The sequence below is a fragment of the Actinoplanes sp. NPDC051470 genome, assembly GCF_040682035.1.
GTDB lineage: Bacteria > Actinomycetota > Actinomycetes > Mycobacteriales > Micromonosporaceae > Actinoplanes.
In genome coordinates this window covers 255,851-269,327 of sequence record NZ_JBFBAA010000006.1, presented here as the reverse complement: position 1 = coordinate 269,327, position 13,477 = coordinate 255,851, and the positions used below count along the sequence as shown (strand labels likewise).

The following is a 13,477-nucleotide window of genomic DNA, read 5'->3' as shown; positions in this document are numbered from 1 at the left end:
CACTCGGCGTACGGTCGCCGTCATGTCGCATCAGACCTTCGGCCGCCTGCGGGTTTCCGCGTACGCCGGCTCATGAGGCGCACCAGCTTCGCCGGGTCCGAGTGCCCGATCGCCGGCAGCCTCGAACTGGTCGGCGAATGGTGGTCGATGCTGATCCTGCGCGACGCCTTCGACGGCCACACCCGCTTCGACGCCTTCCAGCGCAACCTGGGCATCGCCCCCACCATGCTGACCCGCCGGCTCCGGGCGCTGGTGTCGGCCGGCCTGCTGGCCAAACGGCAGTACCAGGACCGGCCGCCACGCCACGAATACGTGCTCACCGACCTGGGCCGCGACTTCCGCCCGGTGATCCTGGCCCTCTACGCCTGGGGCGACCGCCACCTGACGTCCGCCGGCCGCAACCGGGTGCTGATCAACCGTGCCACCGGCGCCGAGATCACCCCGGTCCTGGTCGACTCGTCCACCGGCCGCCCGGTCGCCGAGCTGGACGCGGTCTTCACGGCCGGCCCGGGCACGTGGGAACCCGCCTAAGCTCGTGGCCGGCCGGCGCCCGCGCCACCACTGATCGGGCACACGCCGGCGCCAGGCCGCTGCAGGCTGCGCGCCGCGACCCTCGACCATGGAGATGGTCAATGAATCGCGGTTCCGCCGCACGGGCCCTGCTGGCGGCGCGGGCCGCTACGACGGCGCGGGCCGCTACGACGGGCCGAAGACGCGCAGCTGGAGCATGGCGCCCAGGCGGGCGTCGGGGTCGGTCAGGTCGATCTCGCCCAGTTCGGCCAGCCGGCGCAGGCGGTAGCGGAACGTGTTGGGGTGCACGTGCAGGGCGGCCGCGGCGGCGACCACGTCGCCGAAGGCGTCCAGCCACGCCGCCAGGGTCTCGACCAGGTTGGCGTGGTGTTCGGTGTCGTAGGCCATCAGCCGGGCCACCGGGCCGCTCGGGGTGTCGCCGCGGGCGGCGACCGTGTCGCGCAGTTCCAGGAGCATGGCTTCGGTGTGCACGTCGGTCAGGCGGGCCACCCGGCGCGGGCCGCCACGGCCGCTGCGCAGGACGCGGAGGGCCCGGTCGGCGCTGGTGCGGGCCGAGGCCAGCGAGGACACCGTGGCCGCCACCGGGCTCACCCCGATCAGCGCCGGCGCCCGGTCGCCGATGCGGTCGAGGAAGGCCGCGGCCAGGCGTACGGCCCGGGTGTCGGCGTCGGTCGGCAGCAGGCCGTACGTGACGTCGCCGAGCAGGGCCACCGCCGAGCTGGCCTGGACCGCGCTGAGGTGCATGGCCAGCGCGTCGGTGAGGCGCTGCCGTTCGGCCGCCATGCCGGAGCGGTCGTCGGCGCCGTCCAGGGCGGGCGCCAGCGCCAGCACGACCAGCGGCTGGTCGGCCAGCCCGAGCCGGGCCAGCGAGTCGCGGGCGCCGGCGCCACCTTCCAGCGCCGTCCCGACCAGCTCGGTGCGCAGCCGCCGCTCGACGTCGGCGCCGGCCCGCAGCCGCAGCATGTGCAGCGCGACCAGCTTGGCCGCGTCGCAGAACGCCCGGGACCGGTCGGGGGTCAGCGGCTTGCGGACGGCCGCCCAGATCGAGCCGAGGAACTCGTCGCCGGCCCGGACCGCGACGGCCACCCGTGGCACCGAGAAGTCGCTGAGCTCGGCCGGCGGCGCCACGAACACCGGCTGCTCGCTGCGGTGCAGGTTGCGCATCACGCCCTGGGAGGACAGCAGCCGCGCGTAGCGTTCGGGCACCTGGCGGCCGAGGATGGTCTCCACGCGGGACTCGTCGGCCTCCTCCTGGCGGCCCGAGAAGGCCAGCACCCGGGAGTCGGGGTCTTCGATCGTGACCGGCGCGTCGACCAGCGCGGCGACCGCGTTGGCCAGCGCGAACAGGTCGCCGGAGGGCATGCCGCCGAGCGTCTCGGGCCCGGTGTCGCCGACGTCGCCCTGGCTGAGCATCGAGCGGAGCAGGGCGGCCAGCTGGGCCCAGGAGGCGCCCCGGGTGAGCGAGAGCAGGGCGACGCCGCTCTGTGCCGCGGCGGCCCGGAGGGCGTCGGAGGCGGGCACCGGGGCCCGGACGACGAGGCCGGTCGCGCCCTGGCCGCCGAGGGATCGGAGCAGTTCGGCGATGTCGGACGCGTCGCGCAGGCCGACGCCGAGGACGAGGGCGTCGGGCGGCAGACCCGGTTCGTCGTACGGGTCGTGGAAGGCGACGCCGCCGATCGGAGCGGCCGACCCGGGGTTCCCGTGCACCAGGTCGAGCAGCGTCGCGCCGAGATCCTCGAGGACCCGGCCGAGGCTCGCGCGCGGCAGCTGGCTCATGATCGCCCAGCCTAGTGAGCCGGGCGCGGCACCGCGGCCAGAAGTTCCCGGGTGTACTCGTGGCGCGGGTCGCCGAGCACCTCGTCGACCGGGCCGTACTCGACGATCCGGCCGTCCTTCATCACCGCGACGATGTCGCTGACGTAGCGCACCACGGCCAGGTTGTGCGAGATGAACAGCATGGTCAGGTTCATCCGGCGCTGGAGCTCGCGGACCACGTTGAGGACCGCGCCCTGGATCGACACGTCCAGGGCCGAGGTGATCTCGTCGGCGATGATCACCTCGGGGTCGCCGGCCAGCGCGCGGGCCAGCGCCACCCGCTGCCGCTGGCCGCCGGAGAGCAGGTGCGGCCGGTCGCCGGCCCGGTCACCGGGCAGCCCGACCAGCTCGAGCAGGCCGGCCACGTCGACCGGACCGCGCCCGGCCTCGGCGATCGACTCGCCGATGGACATCCGCGGGTCGAGGGCGGAGTACGGGTCCTGGAAGACCATCTGGACGTGCCGCTCGTGCGGGGCCGGGGAGATCCGGCCGGACGCCAGCGGCGCCAGGCCGACCGCCGCGCGGGCCAGCGTGGACTTGCCCGACCCGGACTCACCGACCAGCCCGACCACCTGGCCGGCCGGCACCCGCAGGGACACGTCGTCGACCGCGACCGTGCCGCGCCGGCGGGAGCCGAAGCGGACGGTCACGTTCTCGAACGTCAACTCACGCACGCGGCGTCGCCCGGGCGCCGAAGTGCACGTACCGCTCGCCGGTGGGCAGCTCGTAGAACGTGGCCGGGATCCAGTTGCCGGTCTCCGGGTCCTGGCACACGAACAGGCCGGGCGCGACGCCCACCATCCGGTAGTGCGAGTCCTGCTCCTGGAGCACCTCGGCCAGCGGCCCGGTGATCTGGACGGTCATCACCGGCTTGCCGTCGACCTCGTGCACCTCCTGCCGGATGCTGGCCCGCTCGTAGACGCCCAGGTACGGCGTGATGTCGACGTCAACCGGCGGCGAGGGCGGGCCGAGCCGCTCAGGCATGGTCACGCCGGCCAGGTCGGCGAAGATCTCCCGGTACAGCTCCTCGTACAGCTTGGCGCCGTTGCCGCCGTTCGTGAGCAGCGCGACCGACAATGACGAAGAGGGGAGCACGCGCCAGAACGCCGCCTGGCCGATCGTGTTGCCGTCGTGGCCGATGACCCGCTCGCCGTCCCACTCCATCCGCTCGAAGCCGAGGCCCCAGGAGTCGCCGAGGGTGTGCTTGTCGGGCAGCTCGACCTGGAACTCGGCCATCTGCGAACGGCCGGCGTCGGACAGGGTCTCGCCGCCGTCCAGGTGCAGCTTGGCGAAGGTCAGCAGGTCGGCGACGGTCGCGGTGATCGCGCCGGCCGGTCCGGCCGAGCGCGGGATGCCCCAGACCGGCGCCACGGTGTTCTTGCCGTCCTCGTAGAGGTGCCCGACCGCGGCCCGGTGCATGATGGCCTCCTCGGCCAGCGTGACCGTGCGGGTCAGACCCAGCGGTCCGACCAGGCGCGAGCGTACGGCCGCATCCCACGTGTCGCCGGTCAGCTTCTCGATCACCCGCCCGGCCAGCGAGTAGCCGGAGTTGCAGTAGGACCAGGTCGCCTCGAGCGGATGGTTCTGCCGGGCCTCGGCCAGCAGGGCGGCGTACTTCTCCAGGCAGTCGTCGCCCCGGCCGGTGTCGGTGAAAATGTCGCCGTCGATGCCGCTGGTGTGGGTCAGCAGGTGGCGCATGGTCAGCCGCTTGGTGACCTCGGGGTCGGCCAGCTTCAGCTCGGGCAGCACCTCGATCAGCGGCGCGTCCAGGGTCAGCTTGCCCTCGTCGACCAGCTGCATGACCAGGGTCGCGGTCCACACCTTGCTGATCGAGCCGAGCTGGAACAGCGTGTCCGTGGTGACCGGGACGTCGGTGCGGAGGTTGGTGACGCCGTACGCGGCCTCGGTCACCTCGCCGTCCTTGAGGATGCCGAGGGCGGCGCCGGGGACGTGGTGGAGCGCGGCCAGCTCAGCCAGTCGTCGCCCCCAATGTGCAGTGTCCAGACTCATGACTGTTCTCCTTTCAGGAGCGCGGGGACCACGGCGGGTGCGAGGTCGGAGTGCCAGCAGGCGACGCGCCGGCCGTCGTGGGTGGCCAGCGGCGGGTCCTCGGTGCGGCACCGGTCGGTGGCGAGCGGGCAGCGCGGGGCGAAAGCACACCCCGGCGGCAGGTCGCGTGGGTCCGGCGGCCGGCCGGGGATCACCGCGAGCGGCTGCGACCGGTCGGTCTCCATGTCGGGCACGGCGGCCACCAGGGCCCGGGTGTACGGGTGCCGGGCGTCCGACCGCAACGCCGTGGCCGGCAGGTCCTCGACGATCCGCCCGGCGTACATGACCAGCACCCGCGAGCACATCTGCCCGACCACCGTGACGTCGTGGCTGATGAAGAGCAGCCCGACGTCCTCGGCGGCCCGGATGTTCTGCAGGAGCTGGAGCACCTGCTTCTGCACGGTGACGTCGAGCGCGGTGGTCGGCTCGTCGGCGATGATCAGCGACGGGCTGGCCATCACGCCCATGCCGATCATGGCCCGCTGGCGCATGCCGCCGGAGAACTCGTGCGGCAGCTGGGCGGCGCGGCGGGCGGCGTCCGGGATGCGCACCGCGCTCAGCCGGTCGACGGCCCGCTCCCAGGCCGTGCGCCTGCTGGCGCCGCTGTGGGTACGCACGACCTCGGCGAGCTGGCGGCCGACCCGCTGGACCGGGTTCAGCGAGGTCATCGGGTCCTGGAAGACCATGGCGAGCGAGGTGCCCAGCAGGCGGCGGTGCGCTCGAACGTCGTCGCCTCGGAGGTCCTGGCCCAGGAAGGACAGCCGGTCGGCGGTGACCTCGCCGGGCGGCTCGATCAGCCGGGCGATGGCCAGCGCGGTCAGGCTCTTGCCCGACCCGGACTCGCCGACGATGCCGACCGCCTCACCGCGCCGCAGCGACAGGCTGACGCCCCGGACCGGGCGTACCCCGGGGAACGACACCTGGAGGTTGTGCACGGCGAGCAGAGCGTCCGGCACCTCCGGCATCGGTGACTCGAGCGCGGGAGGCGGCGGGCCGCCGAGCGTACCCGTCTGGGTGGAGCGCAAGCCGATCGCCCGCGCGACCACCTCTCCGCTCAGGTTGAACGCCATCGCCGCGAGCACCACCGCGAGACCCGCGACCAGCGCGCCCGCCGGGTGGATGTAGATCTGCTGGAGGCCCTCGCCGAGCAGCCGGCCCCAGTCGTAGCTGGGCGCCTGCACGCCGAGGCCGAGGAAGGACAGGCTGGCGAAGGCCAGCGTCGCGTTGCCGGCGGCGATGGTGGCCGTGATCACCATGGAGTCGGCGATGTTGGGCAGCACGTGGCGGACCAGGATGCGGAACCGTCCGACGCCGGCGATGCGGGCGGCGGAGATGAAGTCCCGGCCGGCGATCGTGGCCGACAGCGTCTGGGCGATGCGGGCGAAGTTCGGCGCGGTGGCCAGGCCGATGGCCAGCACCGCGCCCTTCGCGCCGACACCGAAGATGACCGCGAAGAACAGGGCGAGCAGCAGGCTCGGGAAGGCCACGGCGATGTTGATCAGGGTGCCGATCCAGCGGCCGACGCGCCGGCCGAGCACCGCGGTCGACGTGCCCAGCACCAGGCCGGCGAGCACGCCGAGGCCGGTCGCCAGCAGCGCCAGGCCGACCGACAGCCGGGTCGCCACCAGCACCCGGGCCAGGACGTCGCGGCCGAGCGGATCGGTGCCGGCCAGGTGCGCCGCCGACGGGCCCCGCAGGATGTCGGCCGGGTTGACCGCGTCGGCGCGCTCCTGCCAGATGAACGGGGCGAACAGAGCCAGGGCCAGGACGAGGACGAGCAGAGCGAACGCGCTGACCCCCAGCGGACCGAAGCGGCGCATCAGCTCTCCCGGATCGTCGAACGGGGGTCGACCACGGCCAGGGCGACGTCGACGGCCAGGTTCGCCAGCAGCACACCGATGCCGTAGACCAGCACCACACCCTGCACGGTCGGGTAGTCCTTGGCCAGGATCGAGCCGACGATCGTGCCGCCCAGGCCGGGCCAGGCGAACACGTTCTCGACCAGCACCGTCCCGGCGACCAGCGAGCCGAGCAGCAGGCCACCGAGGGTGAGCGTGGTGGTCAGGGCGTTCGGCAGGGCGTGCCGCAGGTAGACCACCCGCTCCGGGAGGCGCTTGGCCCGGGCGGTACGCAGGTAGTCGGTCTGCAGCACGGCCAGCATCTCCACCCGGACGATCCGGGCCAGCACGAACGCCGGGCCGATGGCCAGGGCGAGTACCGGCAGCACGTACGAGTCGGGGCCGGCCTTGCCCGCGACCGGCAGCCAGCCGAGCTGGACGCTGAACACGAAGACCAGCCCGACCGCCATCAGGAACTCGGGGATCGTCGCGAGCACCACGCTGGCCGAGGTGAACGCCAGGTCACCGCCGCGCCGGCGGCCATGCCGCACGAGCACCGCCATCAGCGTGCCCACCGGCACCGACACCACCACGGCCACCACGAACGCGAGCCCCGCCATCTGCACGGTGGAGCCGAGCCGGGCCGAGATGACGTCCGACACCGGCAGGCCGGACGTCATCGAGGTGCCCAGGTCGCCGGTGAACAGGCCGGCCAGGTAGTGCAGGTACTGCTGCCAGAGCGGGTCGTCCAGGCCCATCGCGGCGCGGCGGGCCTGGACCAGCTCGAGCGGCGCGGTCGGGCCGAGCGCCGCCCGGACCGGGTCGCCGGGCAGCGCGTGCATCATCGCGAACGCGGCGGTCACCAACACCCACAGCGACAGCACCAGCCGTCCGGTCCTGCGCGTCGCGAACCTGACCCAGACGTTCATCGGCCGGCCCGGTCAGCCGAGCATCCGGATGGTGGCAGGCCCGACATCACCATCGGAGAGGTCGAGCGTCGCGCCCTTGACGAAGTACGGGTTGTTGGAGCTGGCGAACGGAACCAGGTCGAGCCGCTTGATCAGCTCGGTCTCGGCCGCCAGCCACTGGGCGCAGCCGCCCTCGCCGGCCGTCTTCTGGGCCTCGGTCACCGCGGCCTGGTAGGCCTTGTTGTCGATGCTGGCGAAGTTGGTGCCGTTCGGCGGGGTCGGCCCGGAGAGGTAGGCGACCAACTGGCTGGGCAGGGTGACGCCGATCGGGAACATCGCCACGTCCCAGGACAGCTCGCCGGCCGCGATCTGGCCGACCTGCACGGCCGTCACGTTCTTCAGCGTCACCTTGACGCCGGCCGCGGTCCACTGCTGCTGGAGCAGCTCGGCCGCGGGCTGGGCGCCCGGGCTGGCCGACGCGGCGAAGGCCACGGTCAGCGAGAGCGGCTTGGCGGCCAGGGCGGCCTTGCCCGCGGCGGCGTCGAACGGCGGCTGGTTACCGGAGATCGTGTTCCCCTTGCACGGGGTCATCGCCGGCGCCACCAGCCCGGTCGGGTCGGCGCCCCGGCCCGAGGTGAAGACCTGCTGGATCTGCTTGAGGTCGACCGACTGGACCAGCGCCTTGCGAACCGCCTCGTCGGCGGTGGGCAGGCCCGGCTTCTGGTTGAACCACAGCTCGCCGGTGGGCGCCAGGATGTCCCGTTTGAGGTAGCCGTCGCCGGTCAGCCGCTGGCTGTCCGGGCCGCTGAACCGGGCGGCGTTGAGCTCGCCGGTGAGCATCAGGTTGGCCGCGGTGGCCTCGTTCGCGACCACCCGGATGATCACCTTGTCGGGCAGTCCGACCGTGTCGGCCTTGACGTCGCCCGGGCCCCACGCGTACTCCTTGCGCCGGGTCAGCGTGTAGTGGTCGTCCGGCACCGCCTCGGTCACCGTGAACATGCCGGTGCCGTCGGAGCTCTGCTTGAGCTTCGTCCGGTCCTTCATGCCCTGGTCACAGACGATCGGCAGACCGCCCAGGTTGCGGTCGAGGAAGGCGTCCGGGGCGGGTGAGGTGACCGTGATGACGCCCGTGGCCTCGTCCGCGGTGGCCTTGGCGCCGGCCGGGACGTAGGTGCCGACCCGGGTCGACGCGTTCTTCACGTCGCCCACGAAACTGATGTTGCCGGCCACCGTCTTAGCGGTCAGCGGGGTGCCGTTCGCGCAGGTCACGCCCTTGCGAAGGGTGAACTTGGCCTCGGTGGTGGTGGCTTCCCACTTCTCGGCCAGGCCGGGCAGCATCTTGCCGTCCGCCGAGAAGCCGAGCAGGGAGTCGTAGAGGAAGCGGTCCACCTGGCCGGCGATCGTCAGCGAGGTGAAATGTGGGTCCAGGTTCCCCGGGTCGGAGGGCACGGACATGGTGAACGTCTTACCGTTCACCGGCTGCCCACCGCCCGCGCCCCCGGCCGAGTCATTGCCGCAAGCGGCGGTCAGCAGTGCCACCGCGCCGAGCGCGGCCGCCGATCGTAGAGCCTTCATCGCGCCCTCCACGTGCTACGTGAAGGCAAAGACTGCCGATCTCGCCGAACAATGTCTTTGGCGTGACCGACAACACTCCCCTGGTCTGGTTGTCGGCCCGGACGAGCGCCGGTCCGTTCACCTCCGGGTCGGTTGCCGTCCATTTTGGATCCGTAGGGTCACGAATCGCGCACGGCGATCCCGACGCTAGGAGTTCCGGTGGCACGGCATTCGCAGGCCCGGTCCGAGGACAGCGAGCCGGAACGCCGGCCCGGCGCGTTCCGGAGCGGCGTTCACCTCCCGCCCGGGGCCGCCGCGATCCTCGCCCTGCAGCGTGCGGCCGGGAACACGGCCGTCTCCCGGGTGCTCGGCGACCCTACGCAGACCATGCCCGGTGCGTTCCCGGAGGAACGTGCACCCTCGCCGGTCCCGTCGCTGGACAGCCTGCCCGAGACCGAGGTGAGCGAGGCGGAGATCCCCCAGCCGCCCAGCCCCGCATCGACGCGGTTCACCGACGCCCACACCGGCGAGACCCCAGTGTCGTCGCCGCCGACCACCCGTCCGAGCTCGCGGGCCTCCTCGGACCGTGGGGAAGAGTTCCACGACGCCGTCGAGAGACAGCCGAGGTGGTGGCACGTGCCGCCGACCAAGGGCGACTACCCCAAGACCCTCGGCGCGGCCGGCGCGATCGCCTTCCCCGCCCAGAACTACGGCCTGCTGCCCGGGGCGCCGACCGCGCCCAACCTCAGCTCCGGCGCCACCGGCATGGCCGCGGCCAGTTCCACCGGCGACGCGCTCAGCGAGGTCATCAAGTTCTGTCAGGGCCGGGGCTTCAACACCGGCAAGTTCATCGCCGGGGTGGCGATCACCGGCGGGCTGATCACCAACTCGGTCGCCCAGACCAAGGGACCGGCGGGCGACGCGGCCCGGTTCGGCGGCCTCTACGCGCAGACCGCCGGGCTCGCGGTCAAGATCTACGGCGAGGGCTGGCAGTCGGAGACCGGCTTCCGGATGTTCCCGGACGGCGACTGGAACAAGGCGATCGGCGCGTTCGCCGCGGCCGCGGCGCCGACCCTCCAGGCGTACGCGATCAAGCATCAAAGGCACTTCGAACAGCTCGTCGAGCAGGGCCGGCACAAGGGTGACATCCCGGTCTCGAGCTATGCGATCGCGGCGGCCATCCTCTCCGGCGGCACCGCGGCCGGCGACTTCAGCAGCGAGTTCCTCAAGATGGTCCGCGACCGCAAGGTGAACGTGCCGAAGATGGTCGGCGGGCTGTTCGGCGCGGTCGGCGCGGTGGCGCTCACCGTCGGCGTGGCCGGGAACAACGACACGGCCAGGAGCGTCGGGTACGGCTTCCAGACCGCCGGCCTGGCCACCAAGAGCCTCGGCGAGTCCTACCCCTGGGAGGACAAGTGGCCGCGACTGCCACAGAAGGAGCGGCCGGAGGAACTGGAGATGCACGACCGCGGCGCTCGGACGTAGGCTGTCGCACCGAGGGGGTATCGACGATGACGCTCCGCGACACCCCGCCCTTCCGGGCGGATCACGTCGGCAGTCTGCTCCGGCCCGCGCGCCTGCTCCGGGCCCGCGAGGAGCACGCCGCCGGAACCATCAAGGACGACGAACTGCGCGCGGTCGAGGACGACGCGATCCGCGAGGTGGTCGCCATGCAGCGCGACGTCGGGCTGCGGTCGGCGACCGACGGCGAGTTCCGGCGTACGTCCTGGCACATGGACTTCATCTATCAGCTCGGTGGCATCAGCCGCACCGACGAGAAGATCCAGGTGCACTTCCGCAACGCCGAGGGCGAACTCGACTTCGAGTCGGCCGCGCTGACCGTGGACGCGCCGGTCCGGCTCACCGAGACGATCTTCGGGGACGCCTTCTCGTTCCTGGCTTCGACGGTCGGCGAGGGCGTGACGGCCAAGCTGACCATCCCGTCGCCGAGCATGGTCCACTACCGCGGCGGGCGGGCGGCCATCGATCCGGCGGTCTACCCCGACGAGAACCAGTTCTGGGCCGACCTCAGTTCCGCGTACGCCGAGCAGGTCCGCCGGGTTTTTGATCTGGGTTGCCGTTACCTCCAGCTCGACGACACCAGCCTGGCCTACCTGAACGACCCGGCCCAGCGCGCCCTGCTCACCTCCCGTGGTGACGACGCCGAGCACCAGCACCTGCGTTACATCAAGCAGATCAACGCGGCGATCCAGGACCGCCCGGCCGGCCTGGCCGTGACCACCCACATGTGCCGGGGCAACTTCCGGTCGTCGTGGGCGGCCGAGGGCGGTTACGACTTCGTCGCCGAGGCGCTGTTCAGCGAGCTGGGGGTGGACGGCTTCTTCCTCGAGTACGACGACGACCGCTCCGGCGGCTTCGCCCCGCTGCGGTTCGTGCCGCCCGGCAAGATGGTCGTGCTCGGCCTGGTCACCACCAAGCGGGGCGAGCTCGAGTCGAAGGACACGCTGAAGCGCCGCATCGACGAGGCCGCCAAGTACGTCCCGCTCGAACAGCTCTGCCTTTCGCCCCAGTGCGGGTTCTCGTCGACCGTCGAGGGCAACGTGCTCTCCTACGATCAAGAGGTCGCCAAGCTGCGGCTGATCGCCGAGACCGCCCAGGAGGTCTGGGGCTGAACTCGCGATCATGCGTACGGTCCGGACGGTCGAACGCGCCCTCTGGCTGCTCCGGACCATCGCCGCGACCCCGGCCCCGATGACCTTCGGCGAGCTGCACAAGGTCTCCGACCTGCCCAGGGCGAGCGTGCACAACCTGCTGGCCACGCTCGAGGAGACCGGCTTCGTGGTCCGCGACGGGAACGGCCGCTACAGCGTGGGCCTGGCCGCGTTCGAGGTGGGTTCGGCCCACCAGGTCCGTACCGGCCTGCTCCGCCTGGCCGAGCCGATCCTGCGCGACCTGGTCCGCCGCCACAACGAGACGTGCCACCTGGGCATCCTCGACGGCACCGAGGTCCTCTACGTCGAGCGCCTGGAGTCGACCCAGCCGGTCCGCCTGACCACGGCCACCGGCCGCCGCGTCCCCGCCCACGCCACCGGCATCGGCAAGGCCCTGCTGGCCCTGCGCCCCGACGCCGAGGTGGCCGCCCTCTACCCCACCGGCCTGCCGTCCCTGACCCCGTCGACCCTGACGGCCGTGCCCACCCTGCTCCGCGACCTGACCGAGACCCGCCGCCGGGGCTGGGCGATCGACAACGAGGAATCCACCCCCGGCGTACGCTGCGCGGCCGCCGCCGTGGCCGTCCCCGGCTGGCCCGCGACGGGCATCAGCCTCGCGGTCCCGTTGCAGCGCGCCGCCGACGACCGCATCGCCGAGCTGGGCGCCGACGTCCGGGCGGCGGCCGACACATTGGCGGCCCGCCTCCAAGAATTCCGCATCCCCGCCTGACCCTGCCGCCGACGCACCCATCGAAAAGTAGTTCGGCTGACCCAGATCATGACGGTTCGAGAGCGGCACGTCGAGTTGGTCAAACTCGCGATCGACGATCCAAGCCTCTGGCTCTCGGCACCGCCGGGTGTGTCCATCCAGGAGCGCGGCAATGGCCGGGCATCGCGGGTCTGAAGCCGCGGGTGGCCAGGCGTCGGCTCAGTCGAGGCAGAACTCGTTGCCCTCGAGGTCCTGCATCACGATGCAGGACTCGTTCTCCTCGTCGGCGAGCAGGGTCTGCACGTGGGTCGCACCCAGGGCGATCAGGCGGGCGCACTCCGCCTGGAGGGTGGCCAGGCGTTCCTCGCCGACCAGGCCGGTGCCGGCCCGCACGTCGAGATGGACGCGGTTCTTGGCGACCTTGCCCTCGGGGACGCGCTGGAAGTACAGGCGCGGGCCCACGCCCGTGGGGTCGACGCAGGCGAAGGCCGAACCCTGGCGCTCGGGTGGCAATGCGCGGTCCCACTCGGCCCAGCTCGTGAAGCCCGGCGGGGGCGGCGGCACCTCGTACCCGAGCACTTCGCACCAGAACCGGGCGACGCGCTCGGGCTCGGCACAGTCGAAGGTGACCTGGAACTGCTTGACCGACGCCATCCGGCCAGCTTAAACGGGCGACTCGCCGTGGTGACGAGGGTGGTAGTCGGTCGGCTTCTCGGACTCGCTCCACGGGTCGGCCATCGGGATGTTCGCCGAATGAGGGGTCTGGTCGACCACCGGGGGGCCGAAGGCGGGACCGCCGAACGGTGGGGGCGGCGGCGGGGCGGGGGCGGCGGGGACCCAGGTGACCGTGAACTCGACCTTCTTGCGGCTGTGGAAGAAGCGGGTCGACGGGGGCAGGACCAGCAGGACCAGGGCGATCAGGGTGGAGAGCAGGACCAGGCCGTCGAGGATGGTGACGGTCAGGCCGTAGGTGGCGGGCAGGACCCGGGCGGCGGCGCCGCTGCCGGCGGAACCGGTGGGGTTGTGGAAGCCGCCGGCCAGGCTGCCGACGCCGCCGCAGACCATGAAGAGGCCGCCCAGCACCAGGGTGGTGACCCGGGACTTCTCGTTGCCGTGGCTGTTGAGGATGGCCAGGATGCAGACGCCGGCCCCGATCAGCAGGACGAAGGTGGCCCACGCGAGGCTGCCGAAGGCCGAACCGGTGTCGCCGGTGTACGCGTCCTTGTAGACGCTCAGGTCGGTGTTGGTGAAGACCAGCTCGACGAGGGCGTTCAGCAACAGGAGCCCGGCCGTGCCGAACAGCAGGCCGGTCGAGAGCCGCATGGTCAGCGGCGGCGGCGCCGGCATCTGCAGGCCTGGATGCATGGGGCCCAAGGCTACCGGGCGTGCACCAGCACCGCC

The 13,477-nt window shown here is 72.3% G+C and carries 12 protein-coding genes; 4 read left to right on the top strand and 8 right to left on the bottom strand.

Annotated elements, in window-relative coordinates; genetic code table 11:
* Positions 1 to 72 precede the first annotated feature (72 nt).
* Entirely contained in the window at positions 73 to 531 is a 459-nt protein-coding gene (locus tag AB0M54_RS14150; RefSeq protein WP_364471175.1) for a helix-turn-helix domain-containing protein, read from the top strand.
* 165 nt (positions 532 to 696) lie between these two features.
* Here the strand turns inward: AB0M54_RS14150 and AB0M54_RS14145 are convergent, their stop codons facing one another.
* The 6 genes from AB0M54_RS14145 to AB0M54_RS14120 are packed head-to-tail and all read right to left on the bottom strand — an operon-like array spanning position 697 to position 8,716.
* Positions 697 to 2,307, bottom strand: a complete 1,611-nt coding sequence (locus AB0M54_RS14145) for a helix-turn-helix domain-containing protein (protein WP_364471172.1) — start codon at positions 2,305 to 2,307, stop codon at positions 697 to 699.
* An 11-nt stretch (positions 2,308 to 2,318) separates the two neighbouring features.
* Positions 2,319 to 3,020 (bottom strand): ATP-binding cassette domain-containing protein, encoded by a 702-nt coding sequence (locus AB0M54_RS14140; protein WP_364471169.1) that lies wholly within the window; start codon positions 3,018 to 3,020, stop codon positions 2,319 to 2,321.
* Entirely contained in the window at positions 3,013 to 4,356 is a 1,344-nt protein-coding gene (locus AB0M54_RS14135; protein ID WP_364471166.1) for a serine hydrolase domain-containing protein, read from the bottom strand. The genes AB0M54_RS14140 and AB0M54_RS14135 overlap by 8 nt, the downstream gene beginning before the upstream one ends.
* On the bottom strand, positions 4,353 to 6,215 hold the full coding sequence (locus AB0M54_RS14130) for a dipeptide/oligopeptide/nickel ABC transporter permease/ATP-binding protein (protein WP_364317266.1): 1,863 nt from the start codon (positions 6,213 to 6,215) through the stop codon (positions 4,353 to 4,355). The genes AB0M54_RS14135 and AB0M54_RS14130 overlap by 4 nt, the downstream gene beginning before the upstream one ends.
* Positions 6,215 to 7,162: an ABC transporter permease gene (locus AB0M54_RS14125; RefSeq protein ID WP_364317268.1), complete on the bottom strand. Its 948-nt coding sequence runs from the start codon at positions 7,160 to 7,162 to the stop codon at positions 6,215 to 6,217. The genes AB0M54_RS14130 and AB0M54_RS14125 overlap by 1 nt, the downstream gene beginning before the upstream one ends.
* 12 nt (positions 7,163 to 7,174) lie before the next feature.
* Positions 7,175 to 8,716, bottom strand: a complete 1,542-nt coding sequence (locus AB0M54_RS14120; RefSeq protein ID WP_364317271.1) for an ABC transporter substrate-binding protein — start codon at positions 8,714 to 8,716, stop codon at positions 7,175 to 7,177.
* A gap of 198 nt (positions 8,717 to 8,914) precedes the next feature.
* Between AB0M54_RS14120 and AB0M54_RS14115 the strand changes: the two genes are divergently transcribed.
* From AB0M54_RS14115 to AB0M54_RS14105, 3 genes are read left to right on the top strand one after another with little or no spacing between them, the layout of a single operon-like run.
* Positions 8,915 to 10,180, top strand: a complete 1,266-nt coding sequence (locus AB0M54_RS14115; protein WP_364471163.1) for a hypothetical protein — start codon at positions 8,915 to 8,917, stop codon at positions 10,178 to 10,180.
* A gap of 26 nt (positions 10,181 to 10,206) precedes the next feature.
* Complete coding sequence (locus AB0M54_RS14110) at positions 10,207 to 11,328, top strand: 5-methyltetrahydropteroyltriglutamate--homocysteine S-methyltransferase (RefSeq protein WP_364471160.1); 1,122 nt, start codon at positions 10,207 to 10,209, stop codon at positions 11,326 to 11,328.
* Positions 11,329 to 11,338: 10 nt separating this feature from the next.
* Positions 11,339 to 12,097, top strand: coding sequence for an IclR family transcriptional regulator (locus AB0M54_RS14105; RefSeq protein ID WP_364471157.1), 759 nt, complete (start codon positions 11,339 to 11,341; stop codon positions 12,095 to 12,097).
* Between the two features lie 198 nt (positions 12,098 to 12,295).
* On the opposite strand, the gene AB0M54_RS14100 is transcribed toward AB0M54_RS14105, so the two are convergent.
* Positions 12,296 to 12,730 carry a VOC family protein gene (locus tag AB0M54_RS14100; RefSeq protein ID WP_364471154.1) on the bottom strand — a complete coding sequence of 145 codons (435 nt, stop codon included), beginning with the start codon at positions 12,728 to 12,730 and terminating at the stop codon, positions 12,296 to 12,298.
* A gap of 9 nt (positions 12,731 to 12,739) precedes the next feature.
* On the bottom strand, positions 12,740 to 13,441 hold the full coding sequence (locus AB0M54_RS14095; RefSeq protein ID WP_364471151.1) for a hypothetical protein: 702 nt from the start codon (positions 13,439 to 13,441) through the stop codon (positions 12,740 to 12,742).
* Positions 13,442 to 13,477 lie beyond the last annotated feature (36 nt).

What these genes read in the sequence shown, in the direction of transcription:
- AB0M54_RS14150 (WP_364471175.1), top strand. Translation starts at nt 73, where the DNA reads ATGAGGCGCACCAGCTTCGCCGGGTCCGAGTGCCCGATCGCCGGCAGC.
- AB0M54_RS14145 (WP_364471172.1), bottom strand. Translation starts at nt 2,307, where the DNA reads ATGAGCCAGCTGCCGCGCGCGAGCCTCGGCCGGGTCCTCGAGGATCTC.
- AB0M54_RS14135 (WP_364471166.1), bottom strand. Translation starts at nt 4,356, where the DNA reads ATGAGTCTGGACACTGCACATTGGGGGCGACGACTGGCTGAGCTGGCC.
- AB0M54_RS14130 (WP_364317266.1), bottom strand. Translation starts at nt 6,215, where the DNA reads ATGCGCCGCTTCGGTCCGCTGGGGGTCAGCGCGTTCGCTCTGCTCGTC.
- AB0M54_RS14125 (WP_364317268.1), bottom strand. Translation starts at nt 7,162, where the DNA reads ATGAACGTCTGGGTCAGGTTCGCGACGCGCAGGACCGGACGGCTGGTG.
- AB0M54_RS14120 (WP_364317271.1), bottom strand. Translation starts at nt 8,716, where the DNA reads ATGAAGGCTCTACGATCGGCGGCCGCGCTCGGCGCGGTGGCACTGCTG.
- AB0M54_RS14110 (WP_364471160.1), top strand. Translation starts at nt 10,207, where the DNA reads ATGACGCTCCGCGACACCCCGCCCTTCCGGGCGGATCACGTCGGCAGT.
- AB0M54_RS14105 (WP_364471157.1), top strand. Translation starts at nt 11,339, where the DNA reads ATGCGTACGGTCCGGACGGTCGAACGCGCCCTCTGGCTGCTCCGGACC.
- AB0M54_RS14100 (WP_364471154.1), bottom strand. Translation starts at nt 12,730, where the DNA reads ATGGCGTCGGTCAAGCAGTTCCAGGTCACCTTCGACTGTGCCGAGCCC.
- AB0M54_RS14095 (WP_364471151.1), bottom strand. Translation starts at nt 13,441, where the DNA reads ATGCATCCAGGCCTGCAGATGCCGGCGCCGCCGCCGCTGACCATGCGG.